Origin of the sequence: Maribacter stanieri (genome assembly GCF_900112245.1) — a bacterium.
Lineage (GTDB): Bacteria > Bacteroidota > Bacteroidia > Flavobacteriales > Flavobacteriaceae > Maribacter > Maribacter stanieri.
This window is the reverse complement of record NZ_FOYX01000001.1, coordinates 1601385-1618627: the sequence shown is the minus strand read 5'-3', so window position 1 is coordinate 1618627 and position 17243 is coordinate 1601385. Positions and strand designations below refer to the sequence as shown.

Here is a 17243-nt window from a genome sequence, read left to right as displayed (position 1 = left end):
TACTAAATCTTTTAAAATTAAAGGATTAGCACTAAGCACGATTATTATTATTCAAAGAAAATTAAAACTGTTGACCAATGATGAAGTGTGTTTGCCATCCGCTTGGCCCTTGCCCTGCAGAAGTTGGCACAAGATCTTCGTCAAATCCGTAACCAAAATCAATACCCAACAATCCAAATGCTGGCATAAAGATACGCAGCCCCACACCGGCCGATCGTTTTAATTCAAACGGATTAAAGTCTTGAAAATTGTTGAAAGAATTACCACCTTCTAAAAATGCCAATCCGTAGATAGATGCAGAAGGCTTCAATGTTAATGGATAACGCAATTCTAATGAGAACTTATTATAAATTAATGCACCATCTGGTGAAGTTGCGCCATCAGAATATGGCGTTACTGCTTGCTCGTCATAACCTCTTAATTGAACTACATCTCTACCATCTAAAGTAAAGTTACCTAAACCGTCACCTCCAACATAAAAACGCTCAAAAGGAACATTACCTACAGCACTATTATAACTGCCTAAGAAACCAAATTCAGCATTACTACGCAACACCAATTTATCTACCAAGGTTGTATACCAATCTCCTTTAAACTTTACTTTATAGTATTCTAATAACCTAAATCTCTCTTGATCTAAATCTTCTAATTCTGATTGATCAGCTGCGCTTAACCCAACAGAATTCTTTTCTTCTTCCAATTCTTCTGACCTATTCTTCAACTCTCTGAAATCTTTATTACTGAACAAAGACCATGGTGGTGTAAACTTAGCACTTACTTCAAAGTTAGAACCTCCTCTTGGAAAAATACGTCCACCCTGTGTTGCGTTTCTAGAGATACCAAAAGTATATGCTAAAGAATTTGCTTTACCATCACCAAAGTTGAATAGACCAATATTGTAATTTCTAAAATCATATAACTGGTAGCTTAGAGAGTGAGAAATCGTAAAGAAATCATCTGGCCATTGCACTCGTTTCGCCAATCCTGCAGTAATACCGGTTATAGAAAATTGCTGATCTTTATTAATATCAATATCACCACTGGTATCATAAGAAGCTGCAAACTGCTGTGTTCTTGACATACTTAGGTTAAAACGTACCGGCTTTTTACCACCTAACCAAGGTTCTGCAAAATTTAAACTATATACTCTATAAGTCTGACTCGCTTGTAAACGAAGTGCGAAGGTTTGACCATCACCCATAGGTACTGGCTTGTACTTTTCTCCTTTAAATAAATTTTGAATAGAGAAGTTACTAAAAGATAGACCTAAAGTACCAATGAAACCACCGCCACCATAACCACCTTGTAATTCAATTTGGCTAGACCCAGACTCTACCAAGTTCCAAGCTAAATCTACCGTACCCTCATTAGGGTTAGCATTTAAAACATCTGGAGTAATCTGTTCCGCATCGAAAAAGCCAAGTTGACCTAATTCACGAATACTTCTAATAATATCTGCCTTATTATATTTTTGACCAGGTCGTGTACGTAGTTCACGATAAATTACGTGGTCATTAGTTTTATCATTACCAGATACGGTAACATGACTTAAAAAGGTTTCTTTACCTTCTATAATTCTAATTTCAAAATCAATAGTATCATTCGCTGCAGAAATCTCTACAGGGTTGATAGTTGAAAACAAATAACCATTGTTTTGATATAAACTTGTTACATCAGATGGATCTGGCTTAGAATTATCGGCAATTCTTTCTCTTAATAATACACCGTTATAAGTATCACCTTTTTTAATACCTAAAACTTGATTTAATTGACGATCGGTATAAACTGTATTACCAACAAAATCAATATTACCAAAGTAATACTTATCACCTTCTTCAACTTTTATCTTTAAATCGATATTATTTTCATCGACTTTAATAACAGAATCAGAAATGACCCTAGCATCACGATACCCATTTTCGGCAAATTTATCAATCAGTAAACCTAAATCTTCTTCGTAGTCCTCTTGTATATATTTAGATTTTTTCCAAAAACGACCAAATTTCTTTTTCTTGGTATTTTTTAAAGCTTTGCGCAATTTTTTATCACCTAATTGCTCATTACCCTCAAATATAATATCACGGATCTTTACTTTGTCTCCCTTATTAACATTGACCACCATGCTTTGAGTATTGGTGTCAAGAGTATCTTTAGAAGTGGCAATAGCAACCTCAGCATTTAAATACCCCTGTTTTTTATACTTATTGACAATGTAATTCTTAGAATTTGAAATTAAACTCTCGGTAATTTTCTTACCTTTCTTAAGATCGGTATCTTTAATTAAACCTTCAATCTTACCTTTTTTAACCCCATAAAACTTAATATTAGTTAACGTAGGACGTTCTATAATGTTTAATTCTAAGAAAACGGTATTCTCTTCAATATTGGTAATGAAGAATTCAATTTCACTAAAAAGCTCTAGGCCCCATAATTTCTTGATGACTTCACTAATTTGCTCTCCTGGCAAAGTAATAGGTTGCCCTACCCTAAGCCCGGTATACGTTTTTACCGTTTGCTCATTATAGCTTTGCAGCCCAGTTACATCTAAACCTCCTAAAATATAGCTTTTGCCGTCCTCATAGGAATTATCCTGTGCGGCAGCAATAAAGGTAGTTAGAAATAAAATTGTGGTTAAAAAGTGGTTCAAAGATATGAACCTAGTCATATCTTTAAGTGAGTTGTTCGCTAGTTTTTCCAAATCTTCGTTCTCTGTTCTGGTAATTTTTTATGGCCTCTACTAAGTGATGCTCTCTAAAATCAGGCCAATATACATCAATAAAATATAACTCTGCATAAGCTATTTGCCATAATAAAAAATTGCTGATCCGATGTTCTCCACTAGTACGGATAAGCAAGTCTACATCTGGCAAATCATGCGTGTAAAGATGGTTATTAATAATGGTTTGGTCAATGTTTTCAATTGAAATTATATTATTTTTAACTTTGGTACTTATCTCTTTTACCATAGATTGCAGCTCTTCACGAGCACCATAACTCAAAGCAAGGGTCAACGTCATCCCTGTATTTTGCTTTGTTTGGTCCATAACCTCTACCAACTCCTTGTACGCTTTTGATGGTAATGCATCTATATTTCCAATAGTATTTAAACGTATATTATTTTTATTAAAAGTTTTAAGTTCTTTCTTTAATGAAGACACTAATAAGCGCATAAGTGTCTGCACTTCTATCTTAGGTCTATTCCAATTTTCTGTTGAAAACGTATATAATGTTAGATAATCTATTTTCAATTGAGCGCATTGTTCAACAATTATCCTAACAGTTTTTACGCCATGTTCATGACCAAAAACCCTTAGTTTACCTCGTTCTTTTGCCCATCTACCATTACCATCCATGATAATAGCAAGGTGCTTTGGAACATTAAGTTTGTCAATTTCGTTTATATCGCTCATCTTTCTATTTACTCAAAACAATCCATACAAGGCTTTCTACCAAAGGTATATGTTAAGGTTAGACCGGAAAAAACATACCAATCATCACTAAATATATTACCAAATTGAAACTCCTCAAAGTTAGAACCTACAGGATTGCTAGCATCCAAGTTATCTGTAAAGGTATATCTAGCACTTATTTCGCCCCCAAAAATAAGAAACTGATTGATACGATACTTAAAACCTACGGTCATTGGTACTGCAAAACTACCCTCTTTTTGATTTATATCTTGAAGCACTCCACCATTAAAGTAGGCATAATCGTACCTAAAATAAGTTAGACCCGTATATAAATAAGGTGTAAATGCCGGACCAAGTTTATGCAAATTATATTCTACAAAATTAAATTCTAGACCAACAGACCCTTCTAAAATAGAATTATCAACAACATAACCCCTTTGTTGTCTTGCCGATGAACTTGACTTATTATCATCTGCCGTAAACTTGCCATAAATTAAACTTCCTCTCCAGGCGTATCTTTTACTAATGTTCCATTTAAACAATCCGCCAAAAGCAATATCAGATGGTAAAATATAATTTGTTCTACCCACATCACTTATGGTATTGGCTCCACCAGCAAAAATACCTACCTCATAAGTCTGCGCCTGCAAACCTGAAAATGAAAAAAGTAATATTAATAACGTTATGTAACGCATAAACCAGATTTTACAACTATTACATTCACCATACACAAAGTAGATGTTGAAATAATTTTTATGTTCTCAAAAGATAAACAGCGATTAAGGTCATTTATTGTTTAAAAGGAAGCTCAATTTCGCCTGTCCTCACCCCAAAGTAGCTTATTCCTTAAGGTCTTTAAAAAACTTTCTGAAGTGTACTCGATCATTTTGATAGTAAATGGAGCTTTACTTATTGTAATCTCTTCTCCATTTTCTAATGATGCTATTCTAGAATCTAAAGAAACTAAATGATTTTCTTCTCTCCCCGAAACCTTTAAACGAATTACGGTATCATCAGAAATCACAAGTGGTCTTGCATTTAAGTTATGCGGAGCAATAGGAGTTAAAACTAAAGATTTTGCCGTTGGCACTATAACAGGACCTCCACAGCTTAAAGAATACCCAGTTGAACCTGTAGGTGTCGAGATAATTAATCCGTCTGCCCAATAAGATGTTAAATACTCATTATTTAAATAGGTTTCAACCGTAATCATAGACGTAGTATCTTTTCTACTTACGGTTATTTCGTTTAATGCAAAATTAAGATCACCAAACTCCACATCCAACTCCTTTGTATCTAATTGAACCAAACTACGCTCTACAACCGTATAGGCACCTTGCTTAAATTCTTGAACTACTTTACGAACGTCTTCCTTTTTGAATGTAGAAAGAAATCCTAACCTGCCGGTATTTACACCCACTATAGGAATACCTAAATCTTTTACAAATGTAGTAGCCCTTAATATAGTACCATCTCCACCAAAACTGACGAACATGTCAAAAGATGCATTCAAACCTTTATCTATAGTAAAAACTGGAAATGATTGAGTATCATCTTTAGCCTTATACAAATCGTAAAAATCTTTCTCAATAAAAACTTCTGCGGACACCTTATTAAGCTCATCTAATAATTCAATGAGATATTCAATGGCACTGTCTTGATATGTTTGACCGTAGATTGCTACTTTCATTCTAAACATTAAGGTATTTCTCTAAATAATCTGAACGGTTCTTTAAGTCTTCAAGAAATTCATCATCGCTATTACCAAAAATAATATGATAATTATAACGTCTAAAAGTTTGCACAACTTTATTATAGTTATTGGCGGTAATCTTTAAGGTTACCTGAATAACGTCATTTTGAGTATCAGTTATAAAACCTCCAAAAAGTTTTGCATTATTACTTTCAACTATCTGGGCAATTTCACTAAAAGAATAATCTTTAACACCCTTTGCCACTACTAAAATACTGCCAGGATCCGTGAAAAACGGAGTGTCAATAAATTCGGCTACAATATCGGTCAAACAGTAGTAACCAGTAACTTCTTCTTTCTCGTTTAGTACAGGCAAAAGATTGGCTTCATTTCGGGCAAATACCTCCAAAACATCTAACCAATTGGTATCTCTACGAGCAAAAAAGCTCTGCAGCTCATACTTAAACTCTTCAATTTTAGACTCAGGAAGCAATCCGTCGGCATCTATTTCAGAGAAAAGTCCCAAAAATCGTCCATCTTCTAAAATAGCAATATGAGAATAGGTGGTATCTTGAAAAAACTCTAAAAGTTTTTCAGTTGTATCCTTAATATCGAATACCGGTAAGTTCGTAATGATATGTTCTTGAATATGCATAGGCCTATTTATAACGCAAAATAACAATTAATAATATCAAAAGGCGTGCCTTATTTGTATTTTTGAAGCTCTTAAAAGGTAAATAAGACATAATGACAAAGCTTAGCGTTAATGTAAATAAAATTGCAACTCTTAGAAATGCCCGTGGCGGCAATGTTCCAGATTTGCTTAAGGTTGCTACCGATTTAGAAGGGTTTGGCGCACAAGGCATTACCATACACCCTAGACCAGACGAACGTCATATTAGATACCAGGATGCCAGAGACTTAAAAAAAATTGTAAAATCAGAGTTCAATATAGAAGGAAATCCGGTTCAAAAATTTATTGATTTGGTTCTTGAAGTAAAACCGGAACAGGTTACACTTGTACCAGATTCCGTTGATGCTATCACTTCCAATGCTGGATGGGACACCATAAAACACAAAGAGTTTTTGACAGATGTAATCAACACTTTTAAAAATGCTGGTATTAGAACGTCTATTTTTGTTGATGCCAATACAAAAATAATTGATGGTGCAAAGGCAGTTGGCACCGACCGTATTGAATTATACACCGAAAGTTACGCTACGGGATATTTCCTGAACAAAGAAAACGCTATAAAACCATTTATTGAAGCTGCAAAAAGAGCCAATGAATTAGGATTGGGAATAAATGCAGGCCATGATCTAAGTTTGGACAACATTCAGTTTTTTGCCCAAAACATCCCTAACTTATTAGAAGTATCTATAGGTCATGCATTGATTAGCGAAGCACTTTATTTAGGCTTGGACAATGCAGTAAACATGTATTTACACCGTTTAAAATGAAACAAACATTACATTCAGTAATTTTAGGAGAAGGCAAACCTTTGTGTATTTTACATGGGTTCTTAGGCATGTTAGATAATTGGAAAACAATAGGTTCGTTATTTGCCGATAATGGATTTTGTGTTCATTTAATAGACCAAAGAAATCATGGTAAAAGTTTTCATTCGCCAGATTTCAATTATGATATTTTAGCGGACGACCTTCTAAACTATCTAGACAATCACAATATTGAAAAGACAGATGTAATTGGTCATTCAATGGGTGGTAAAACAGCTATGCAGTTTGCATGCTCATATCCTGAACGTGTACATAAATTGCTAGTGGCGGATATTGCACCAAAATATTACCCACCTCATCATCAAGAAATAATCAATGGATTAAACTCTATTGACACATCAAATCTAAAATCCAGAAAAGATGCAGATGAGCAATTAAAAAAGCATTTATCAAACCCTGGTATACGACAGTTTTTATTAAAAAACTTAGATAGGGATGAGGATAAAAAATTATGCTTCAAATTCAATTTAGCAGTCTTAAGCGAGAAAATGGAAGAAATTGGGGATAATATCAGTAGCACCGACAGCTTTGACGGACCCACTTTATTTTTAAGAGGCGACAAGTCTGAATATGTTACTAAAAACGATATTGAAATTATTCAACGACATTTTCCAACGGCAACTGTTGAGACCATAGATAATGCTGGACATTGGTTACATGCAGAAAATCCGGAGCAATTTTTTGAAAAATCACTCGCCTTTTTCAACAAAGGCTAATTATTAAATACAATTTAAAACAAATACTATGAAATTAATTTTAAGAATACTGTTAAGCGCCCTTGCTGTAATTATATTGGCAAACGTAATACCGAATGTATCTGTAGACAATTTTATGACTGCCGTTATCGTTGCCGTGGTACTAAGCATATTAAACCTGCTTGTAAAACCAATTTTGGTCATTTTCACCTTACCTGTTACAGTAATTACATTCGGTCTTTTTCTACTAATAATTAATGCAGTAATCATTCTTTTAGCAGATAAACTAATAGATGGTTTTGCAGTTGGCAATATATGGTGGGCATTGATTTTTAGCCTCTTGCTATCTTTTTTACAATCAATCTTTTTTTCATTGCTAAAAGACGACAAGTCATAGTTGCTTGTGATTTGAAATTCAATACTTTAAAAAATTGGTTGACTTTGCAAAATGTAGTATTTTTGCATCCCATTTTATACATGCAAATAGATATTAAGGAATGAATATTACGAAAGAGCAGATAGACGATTTAAATGCAGTAGTTAAAGTTGCTATCACAAAAGAAGATTACCAAGATAAGGTAGACACTATCTTAAGAGATTATAAGAAGCAAGCCAATATTCCTGGTTTTAGAAAAGGCCAAGTTCCTATGGGTCTTATAAAAAAGCAATATGGTAAAGCTGTATTGGTTGATGAAGTAAACAAATTATTACAAGATAATCTTAACAAATATCTTACAGAAGAGAAGTTAGATGTACTTGGAAATCCTTTACCTAAGCAGCAAGATAATTTTGACTGGGATCAAGATGAATTAGCTTTTGAATTTGAATTGGGTCTAGCACCTAATTTTGAGGTTTCATTAAAAACTAAAAAGCCTATTACGCAGTACAAAATTGTTGCTGACGATAAAATGATAAAAGAGCAAGTTGAGCGTATTCAAAAACAATACGGTAAGCTTGTAAGTAAAGACGAGGTCAGTAAAAATGATGAGGTAAGCGGTACTTTCTTCAATGAAGAAGAAGAAATTGACAGCAAGACCATGATCGAAACTGACAAATTGAAAAGCAAAAAAGCTTTAGATGCGTTGAAAGGCAAGAAAGTTGGTGATGTTGTAACATTAAAAACTAAAGGTTTATTCAATGAAGACCATATGCTATCTAGTGCTTTAGGCATAGATAAGCAAAAGGCAGAATCTTTGGATACGGAGGTAACTTTTACCATTTCTGAAATTAATGAAAGAGAAGCAGCTGAGTTGAATCAAGAATTATTTGATAAACTTTTTGGACCTGACAGTGTAAAATCTGAAAAGGAATTAAAAGAGCGTATTAAAGAAGATTCTGAAAAGCAATTTGAACAACAATCTGATCAAAAATTACTGAACGACGTAACTGAATACTTCATTGACAACACTAAGTTTGAGCTACCTACAGGTTTCTTAACAAAGTGGATTCAGACAACAGGCGAAGAGCCATTATCTGAAGAGCAAGCTGTTGAAGAATATGCTAAATCTGAAAAAGGTCTTCGTTACCAATTAATTGAAGGGAAAATAATTCGTGATAACGAATTACAAGTTCAGTTTGATGAATTGAAAGAATTCTCAAAAGGTTTCATACGTTCTCAAATGGCACAATTTGGTCAATTAGATCCAAAAGAAGAAGAATTGGATAATATTGCAGCACGTGTACTAGGTAATCAAGATGAAGTAAAAAGACTTTCAGAACAATTGATGAGTCAAAAATTATTGAATCTTTACAAAGAAAAGGCAAACCTTAAGACAAAGGAAGTTACCTATGAAAATTTCGTGAAAGAAGTTTACGGATAATTCCAAACAATAAATTAAGTATCTTTACGGTGCCGGGAAATTAAATTTTCGGCACCTTTTTTTACTCTAAAATATAGACATACAATTTATGGATTACGGAAAAGAATTCAAGAATTTCGCTATAAACGATCAAGGCATTAGCAGCACATATTACGATTCTATAATGAGCAGCATGTACCCAACGAACATGACGCCGAACATTATAGAAGAAAGATCAATGAACATTGTTGCAATGGACGTTTATTCGCGTTTAATGATGGATCGCATCATATTTATGGGCACAGGTATTAATGACCAAGTTGCTAACATAATACAGGCTCAATTATTATTCTTAGCCAGTGTAGATGCCAAAAAAGATATTCAGATTTACATTAACTCTCCAGGTGGTAGTGTTTATGCTGGTTTAGGTATATATGATACCATGCAATTTATTACACCAGATGTTGCAACTATTTGTACAGGCATGGCTGCCTCTATGGGTGCTGTATTATTATGTGCAGGTGAAAAAGGAAAACGTAGTGGACTACAACACTCTCGTGTTATGATTCACCAGCCAATGGGCGGTGCTCAAGGTCAAGCAAGTGATATTGAAATTACCGCTAGAGAGATATTAAAACTAAAAGAAGAACTATACGAAATTATAGCAGAGCATTCTGGTATGGATATTGAAAAAGTTCGTGATGATAGTGACCGTGATTACTGGATGAAGGCTGACGAAGCTTTAAAATACGGTATGATTGATGAAATATTGGTAAGGGAGAAGAAATAAGTCCGACTAATTGAATCAAATAAATTAATGATTTTTAAACCAAAAGCGATTTTTGATCGTTAAGGAATAGAATAGAGAAGATAGATAATGGCAAAGGAAAATTTAGAGTGTTCATTTTGCGGCAGAAAAAAGCCAGAAACCAATCTGTTGATTGCTGGGCTAGATGCCCATATATGTGATCGCTGTATTGAGCAGGCTCATGGCATTGTTGCCGAAGAATCAAAACAGACAAAGACCAACGATCTTTCTTCTGAACTTGTTCTAAAAAAACCTCAAGAAATAAAGGAATTTTTAGACACTTTTATCATAGGACAAGAGCGTACCAAAAAGGTAATGTCCGTTGCGGTTTACAACCACTATAAAAGATTACTTCAACCTTCTTCTAAAGAAGACGATGTAGAGATTCAGAAAAGTAACATCATTATGGTAGGGCAAACCGGCACAGGTAAAACCCTTATGGCTAAAACCATTGCCAAACTATTAAACGTACCATTGGCAATAGTTGATGCAACAGTATTGACAGAAGCCGGTTATGTTGGTGAAGATGTAGAAAGTATTCTTACCCGTCTTTTACAAGCGGCAGATTACAATCTTGAAAAAGCTGAAAGAGGTATTGTTTTTATTGATGAAATCGATAAGATTGCTCGTAAAAGTGACAACCCGTCAATTACAAGAGATGTATCTGGAGAAGGTGTTCAACAGGGTCTTTTAAAATTATTGGAGGGTACTGTAGTAAATGTTCCACCAAAAGGAGGAAGAAAGCATCCAGACCAGAAATTTATAGAAGTAAATACCGAAAATATCTTATTTATTGCCGGTGGAGCTTTTGATGGTATTGAGCGTGCTATTACCAAACGCTTAAACATGCAAGCTGTTGGGTATAGTGCTTCCAAATCTGATAGCTTTTTAGATGAGAGTAATTTATTACAATACATTATTCCAAGAGATTTAAAAGATTTCGGACTTATACCTGAAATTATTGGTCGACTTCCAGTTCTTACACATATGAATCCGTTAGACAAGAAGACGTTAAGAGCCATTTTAACAGAACCTAAGAATGCGATTATAAAACAATATGAGAAGTTGTTTGCAATGGATGACATTACTTTCACCATTACAGAACAAGCTTTAGATTATATTGTAGATAAGGCAATAGAATATAAACTTGGCGCTAGGGGACTAAGATCTCTATGTGAAGCTATATTTACAGATGCCATGTTTGAAATGCCAACTTCTGGTGAAACAAACTTTAAGGTTACTAAACCTTACGCTGAAGAAATGCTATCTCATGATACCATTAAAAAGCTAAAGGCTGTTTCATAACTTCAACATAATTATTGCATATAAAAAAAGCGAAGATTAAAATCTTCGCTTTTTTTATATGCCTTATTATTTATATTCTTTTCAAACCACCTTTTTAATTTGTGGTGCAATTTGCGTTACTTCTTGAAGTAACTCTAAACACACTTTTTGAATGATTTTCTCATCTGTATAAAGTGTATGACCATAATTAGGTATTACTTCCATATCTACACCTAATTTATTAGCCCATTCTTCACTTGGTTTAAATTCATCATTAGCACCGTAAACTAATTGGAACGGTACATTTGGTCTATCGTTCTTTTTACGAATTCTGGTAGGAGATACACCGTATAACGATTTAACAAGCAAACCTTTCTTAGCAGCTTCCCAAACGATTGTAGCACCTGTACTGAAAGCAAGGTAATAACAAGGTTCAGTTTCTTTTTTTAATAAATGAGATACAGCCGTTTCAGTACCACCTTCTATAAATGCATTATGTACATTCTCTTCAGTCTGAATTAAAATATCCAGATTTGCCAATTGTTGGCTATCGTAAAATGTTATATCGAAATATTGTTGAAGGTACCCTAAATAAGATGTAATCCATAAACCTTTCTTAGCGCCCCACATATCGGAAACGATCACTAATTTCTCTGCCATAATAATTGTATTTATAGTTTGGTTAAGTTTTGTTTCAGCAAGTTGAAACATTTACCCTACTTACTATCATTTAATTGTTTACACGCTCAAATTATCGATGTAGTTCCTTTTATTGATCCTATTTAGAACTATAAAACCTACAATTAAGCTGTAAGACAAAAGTTACTTTTACTACGGTAAATGTATGGCAACTAACGATTAAATATGAAATTTTGTTGTGATTAGGCTAATATTTAGTGTGTATAGAGCAAATTACTTGTTCATTGGCAAAAGCTCTTCTAAATAATCTCTTTTGTTAGATAGTCGTGGTATCTTATGTTGACCACCAAGTTTATCATTCTTCTTCAACCAATCATAAAAGAGGTTCTCACGGGCAATATGTACAACCGGCGAGTTTAAGGTGATATTGTTAAGCCTTTTAGCTTCGTAATCTGAGTTTAGAGATTTTAGAGCATTATCAAAAATCTCTACAAACGCGCTAAAATCCTCAGGTATGGTTCTAAATTCCATAATCCATTCATGAGCTCCTTTTTCCTTATTCACCATAAATACAGGTCCTGCGGTATAATCAATAATTTCAGCACCTGTTTTGGCACATGCTATTTTCAAGGCCTCTTCCGCATTTTCTATAATCAATTCTTCACCAAAAACATTAATGTGATGTTTAGTACGTCCGGTCACCTTAATACGATACGGACTCTTTGATGTAAAACGAACAGTATCCCCTATTCTATATCTCCACAATCCAGAATTAGTGGTAATTACAATTGCGTAGTTTTTCCCAAGTTGAATATCCCATAAGGGTATTGCCTCTTCATCCAAGGTTCCATAAACATCCATCGGAATAAATTCATAGAATATTCCATAGTCCAACATTAACAAAAGATCATCGGCACCGTTTCTATCCTGAATAGCAAAAAAACCTTCAGAAGCATTATAGATTTCATAGTACCTAAAATTACTATTTGGAAGAATTTTTTTATATTGTTCTTTATAAGGATTGAAATTTACGCCACCATGAAAGTAAACTTCTAAATTTTCCCAAACTTGAAAAAGATGTTCCTTTCCTGTTTCCTCAAGTACCTTATTTAATAACACCAACATCCACGAAGGCACACCGGCCAAACTAGTAACGTTTTCCTGAACACTTTCATGAATGATAGCCATTAGCTTACTTTCCCACTCGCTCATTAAGGAAACCTTATTACTAGGCGTGCTACTATACTCTGCCCACAAAGGCATATTATCTATTAAAATTGCAGACAAGTCTCCAAACAAAGAACCGTTATCTTCATAAAGTTCTTTGCTACCGCCCAAGCGAAGGCTCTTGCCAGTAAATAATTGAGAATTTTCATTATTATTTAAATAGAGGCACAATAAATCTTTACTTGATTTATAATGACAATCCTCTAACGCCTCTCCGCTTACGGGAATAAACTTACTTTTTGCATTTGTTGTGCCACTACTTTTTGCAAACAATTTCACCTTAGTAGGCCAAAATAAATTTTGTTCACCTTTTCTTGTCCTTTCTATTATTGGCTGAATCTCTTCATAAGAAACAATAGGCACACGTTCTTTAAAGTCCTTATAAGACTCAATCGACTCAAAATCATATGTTCTACCTACCTCGGTATCTTCTGCAAACTCCAGCAATTGCAATAGCACCTCTTCCTGAACTTCTTCCGGATATTTTAAAAAAAGTTCTATCTGATGAAATCGTTTTTTCAGCAACCAAGAGGCAATCGAATTAAATAGAGTAATTGGCATTTATAGGTATCTTTGTTATTGCTAAAAATAGCGCATCTAGCTATCATTTTCAAATAGATAAATCATTAAGCTGAATTAACATGCAATACGAAGGAGTACTAAGAAAAATGCAGACAGAAATAGGAAGCCCTATTCAATATTATATGTTGTTCGAATCTGATTTTTTAAACGTAAATCAAGTTCTGAACAAATCATTTAAAATTGAATTTATTAAATTTCAATGCCTTAACTGTGGTAATGACAGGCCTATTTATAGACAAGGTTTCTGTAAATCATGCTTTTTTGAAATACCATCTGCAGGAGATTGGATTATGAGACCTGAATTAAGCAAAGCTCATTTAGACCAAGAAGATAGAGATTTGGCTTATGAAAAAAAAGTTCAATTACAACCCCATATTGTTTATTTGGCAAATTCTAGCAATGTAAAAGTTGGTGTAACCAGAAAAGGTCAAGTACCCACAAGGTGGATTGACCAAGGCGCTCATGAAGCTATTGAAATTGTTGAGGTACCAAATAGATACCTAGCTGGTATTACAGAAGTAGCCCTTAAAGACCATGTTGGCGATAAGACCAACTGGCGTACCATGCTTACAAATAACGTTGTCGACGAAAATCTACAAGAATGGCGAGACAAGTTGAAACAGTATATTCCAGAAGAAGCCTTACCTTATTTTTTGGAATCTAAATCAGAGACTGAAATGGAGTTTCCGGTATTGCAATATCCAACTAAAGTAAAAAGCCTTAACCTTACTAAAACACCATCTTTTGAAGGAGTCTTAAAAGGCATTAAGGGACAGTATCTAATTTTTGACGATAATACTGTTTTTAATGTTAGAGGCAGCGAAGGCTATTATGTAGGTATAACTATTAGTTAGTTGAATCCTTTTTTTTATTACCAAATAAGCCTCCTAAAATATCTTTCGCTTTTTCTTTAACAGCTTCTTTCTCTTTATTTACAGGAGTAGAATCTTTTTTAACTGCTGTTGTGGAAGTCGTATCTTTTTTAGTGGATAATATTCCACCTATAATGTCTTTAGCACTAGTTTTAGTAGAAGATGCATCTTTATTAACAGAATCTGTTTTAGTTTTGTCACCCGATATTAAACCTCCTATTAAATCTTTAGCCTTATCAGTTCCTTTATTGATAAGCTTTTGTTTTTCAACCTCAATTAATTTTGTGGTTAATTGTTTTACACCTGAAGTTAAATCAGTAGTAACTTGAGGGCTATTATAAAGACCTCCAATATTTGCAACTACAGGGATAGTTAAATCATTTAACGAGGTATCATCAATCTTAGCAATCAATTTTGTGACATCTGAACCTAAGTATTTTGCAGGCACTTGCAATGTTGCCTTATAATTAAGCTTTTGGTCAAATGAATGACTACCGTCCACGTTAATTTGAATATCCTTATAATTCAACGTAAATGGCTTAACCGTTACAATACCATCTTTAAATGATAGGGATGTTTTAAGGTCTTTTAAGTCTAGTTGCTTTGGGTCAATAAAATTCAAATTAGAAACTAATGAATTTAATACAGGTGAAGATTCGGTATTTACTTCTTCTGTCATTATATCCGCAAACAAATCTCCACTTAAGGACAATAAATTTGGCAACAAATCATCTGTCAAATTACCTGAGAGCGAAATATCTGAAGTTAGTTTACCATTTAACATCTTAGCAATTGGTGCAATAGTTTTGAATAAATCTACAGAAGCAAAAGTCTCTTGAATACCCAACTTATTTAAATCTAACTTCATATTAAATGTAGGCGTATCATTTTTTGTAGACACATCTCCATTAAAAGCTATATTACCACCAAACATACCCGCATTCATATTGCTTAGTGTTGCTGTTTCTTCTTTAATTCTTAAAACTCCGGTAACATTGCTTAATGTAATGTTATCGTATATAACTTTCTTAGCATCGGCATTTATAGTTGCATCTAAAAATGATGGTATTTTTATTTTCTCTTCCTCAGTAGTTGAGCCACTATTCGTTTCGCCATTAACAGTCTCTACAGGATTATCGGTTTCTGCCACCATAAAATCATTAAGAGCAAAAGTGTTAGATTTTAAATTGAAGTTACCTTCAACTTTCTCATCGTTGAACATAAAACCCAACAGGTTATTGATTGTACCTGTTGCATCAAAGTCTGTGGTACCAGTCGTACCGTTCAGATTATTTAACGTAACCGTCTTAGGGTTAAATGTTAACCGTGCTGAATTAAATTTAACAGGATTAGCCAATTCATCTGAATTATACTCAAAATTGGTAACACTCAAATCTCCCGTAGTACTTGTTTTTTCATACTGTTCTTTCTCAACAGACTGCATATCGAAGGCGGTAGTAATATCTGCTTTCAACATACCCTTAAGATTATACTCTGCCGGCACAGGATATGCTTTTGAAATATTGGCTAAGTTCATAGCACCATCCATATGAGCTTTAACCTTGGTATTACCCATAAGCTCTGTAATATGTGACGTAAGGTTGAATTTATCTTCATCAATCATAAAAGAGGCCTTATTAATATCTACATAAGTATCTTCGGTGATTCCGGTTTTATTGTTCAACTGAATATCAAAATTCACATTACGCACCGCTTTAGGTAAATCTGGATATTTGAAAGATGCATTATCAGATTTAATTTCGATGTGAAATTTAGGAATATGAGTTTCATCAACTATACCATTAAAATTACCATTCACCGTAAAATCTCCAGTAGTTGTAACATCTTCAATATTCTTTGAATAAATTTCTGGTATTACTCCCAAGAAATTTTTAAAATCTGATGATGGCGTCTTAAAGGTTAAGTCAATTTCTTGACTGGTCTCATTTAATTTAATAAAACCATCAAATACTAATGGTAACTGATTGAGCAAAGCCTCATTCTTCAAGAAAGAATATTTGTTCTCATTTAAATCTATACCAATAAGAGCATCTAATTTAATCTTATTCTTATTTAGGTAATTAACGCTATCCATTTCTAAAGAAATAAAAGCGTCTGTGTGGGTATCTAATTCAGAAGTAGCCAAAGACAAATCTCCTGTACCTTTATGCTGAAAATCATCTAATTTAAAAGTTATACCCGTTGAATTATCCGTGTAGTAAATTCTAGAATTAGAAATTTCATAAGACTGTAAGTCAAATGAAAATCCGTCAGTAGTACTTGGCTCCTCCACTGTTGTAGTCGTTTCCGAAGCAATGGCAATATCATAATTTGCATTTTCTTCTTTATCGACAACAACGTTTACCAAGGCATCGTCTAGATAAATATTGTTAATCGCTATTGATTCTCCCGTACCTTTAAACAGCTGCATAATACCCATGGTCAATTCTAAATTGGTCGCCTTGAACAAGGTATCTCCTTCAAACGGAGCTTTGTTAATCAACACAACATCTTTAAAAGCAACCTCAGCATTTGGAAAACTACTAACCAAACTTAGATTAGCTTCAGAAAAGTCTAGCGTTGCATTTACATTTTTATTGACATTGTTCTTAATAATATCCCCAATCTTTGCCTCCAAGAAAAAAGGAGCGGCAATTAACACTACTATTATTAGTATTAATAGAACTCCTACAATTTTCAAAATTTTCTTACCCAT

The 17243-nt window shown here is 33.8% G+C and carries 15 protein-coding genes; 7 read left to right on the top strand and 8 right to left on the bottom strand.

Annotated elements, in window-relative coordinates:
* Positions 1 to 61: 61 nt before the first annotated feature.
* The 5 genes from BM296_RS06895 to BM296_RS06875 all read right to left on the bottom strand — a co-directional run bounded on the left by BM296_RS06895 (position 62) and on the right by BM296_RS06875 (position 5758).
* Positions 62 to 2665, bottom strand: coding sequence for a BamA/OMP85 family outer membrane protein (locus BM296_RS06895; RefSeq protein WP_091902377.1), 2604 nt, complete (start codon positions 2663 to 2665; stop codon positions 62 to 64).
* A 4-nt stretch (positions 2666 to 2669) separates the two neighbouring features.
* Positions 2670 to 3410, bottom strand: coding sequence for an undecaprenyl pyrophosphate synthase (locus tag BM296_RS06890; protein ID WP_091902375.1), 741 nt, complete (start codon positions 3408 to 3410; stop codon positions 2670 to 2672).
* Positions 3411 to 3418: 8 nt separating this feature from the next.
* Positions 3419 to 4105, bottom strand: coding sequence for a type IX secretion system protein PorG (porG, locus tag BM296_RS06885; RefSeq protein ID WP_091902373.1), 687 nt, complete (start codon positions 4103 to 4105; stop codon positions 3419 to 3421).
* Between the two features lie 113 nt (positions 4106 to 4218).
* Positions 4219 to 5100 carry an NAD kinase gene (locus BM296_RS06880; RefSeq protein WP_091902968.1) on the bottom strand — a complete coding sequence of 294 codons (882 nt, stop codon included), beginning with the start codon at positions 5098 to 5100 and terminating at the stop codon, positions 4219 to 4221.
* Between the two features lies 1 nt (position 5101).
* Complete coding sequence (locus tag BM296_RS06875; protein ID WP_027064911.1) at positions 5102 to 5758, bottom strand: CBS domain-containing protein; 657 nt, start codon at positions 5756 to 5758, stop codon at positions 5102 to 5104.
* A gap of 92 nt (positions 5759 to 5850) precedes the next feature.
* Between BM296_RS06875 and BM296_RS06870 the strand changes: the two genes are divergently transcribed.
* The 6 genes from BM296_RS06870 to clpX all read left to right on the top strand — a co-directional run bounded on the left by BM296_RS06870 (position 5851) and on the right by clpX (position 11228).
* A complete protein-coding gene (locus BM296_RS06870; protein ID WP_091902371.1) occupies positions 5851 to 6564 on the top strand; it encodes a pyridoxine 5'-phosphate synthase in 714 nt (237 codons plus the stop codon).
* The gene (locus tag BM296_RS06865) at positions 6561 to 7337 is read left to right on the top strand and encodes an alpha/beta fold hydrolase (RefSeq protein WP_091902369.1); all 777 of its coding nucleotides are present in this window, start codon (positions 6561 to 6563) and stop codon (positions 7335 to 7337) included. The genes BM296_RS06870 and BM296_RS06865 overlap by 4 nt, the downstream gene beginning before the upstream one ends.
* A gap of 28 nt (positions 7338 to 7365) precedes the next feature.
* Positions 7366 to 7713 (top strand): phage holin family protein, encoded by a 348-nt coding sequence (locus BM296_RS06860; RefSeq protein ID WP_091902367.1) that lies wholly within the window; start codon positions 7366 to 7368, stop codon positions 7711 to 7713.
* Between the two features lie 100 nt (positions 7714 to 7813).
* Positions 7814 to 9136 (top strand): trigger factor, encoded by a 1323-nt coding sequence (gene tig / locus BM296_RS06855; protein ID WP_027064915.1) that lies wholly within the window; start codon positions 7814 to 7816, stop codon positions 9134 to 9136.
* 88 nt (positions 9137 to 9224) lie between these two features.
* Positions 9225 to 9905: an ATP-dependent Clp endopeptidase proteolytic subunit ClpP gene (gene clpP / locus BM296_RS06850; protein ID WP_027064916.1), complete on the top strand. Its 681-nt coding sequence runs from the start codon at positions 9225 to 9227 to the stop codon at positions 9903 to 9905.
* 87 nt (positions 9906 to 9992) lie between these two features.
* A complete protein-coding gene (gene clpX, locus BM296_RS06845) occupies positions 9993 to 11228 on the top strand; it encodes an ATP-dependent Clp protease ATP-binding subunit ClpX (RefSeq protein ID WP_027064917.1) in 1236 nt (411 codons plus the stop codon).
* An 81-nt stretch (positions 11229 to 11309) separates the two neighbouring features.
* On the opposite strand, the gene BM296_RS06840 is transcribed toward clpX, so the two are convergent.
* Positions 11310 to 11867, bottom strand: coding sequence for a dienelactone hydrolase family protein (locus tag BM296_RS06840; protein ID WP_091902967.1), 558 nt, complete (start codon positions 11865 to 11867; stop codon positions 11310 to 11312).
* A 252-nt stretch (positions 11868 to 12119) separates the two neighbouring features.
* On the bottom strand, positions 12120 to 13634 hold the full coding sequence (locus tag BM296_RS06835) for a GH3 auxin-responsive promoter family protein (RefSeq protein ID WP_091902365.1): 1515 nt from the start codon (positions 13632 to 13634) through the stop codon (positions 12120 to 12122).
* Between the two features lie 80 nt (positions 13635 to 13714).
* Between BM296_RS06835 and BM296_RS06830 the strand changes: the two genes are divergently transcribed.
* Positions 13715 to 14509, top strand: a complete 795-nt coding sequence (locus BM296_RS06830; protein WP_091902363.1) for a DUF2797 domain-containing protein — start codon at positions 13715 to 13717, stop codon at positions 14507 to 14509.
* Here the strand turns inward: BM296_RS06830 and BM296_RS06825 are convergent.
* Positions 14502 to 17243 (bottom strand): AsmA family protein, encoded by a 2742-nt coding sequence (locus BM296_RS06825; RefSeq protein ID WP_091902361.1) that lies wholly within the window; start codon positions 17241 to 17243, stop codon positions 14502 to 14504. The two genes, BM296_RS06830 and BM296_RS06825, sit on opposite strands and share 8 nt — an antisense overlap.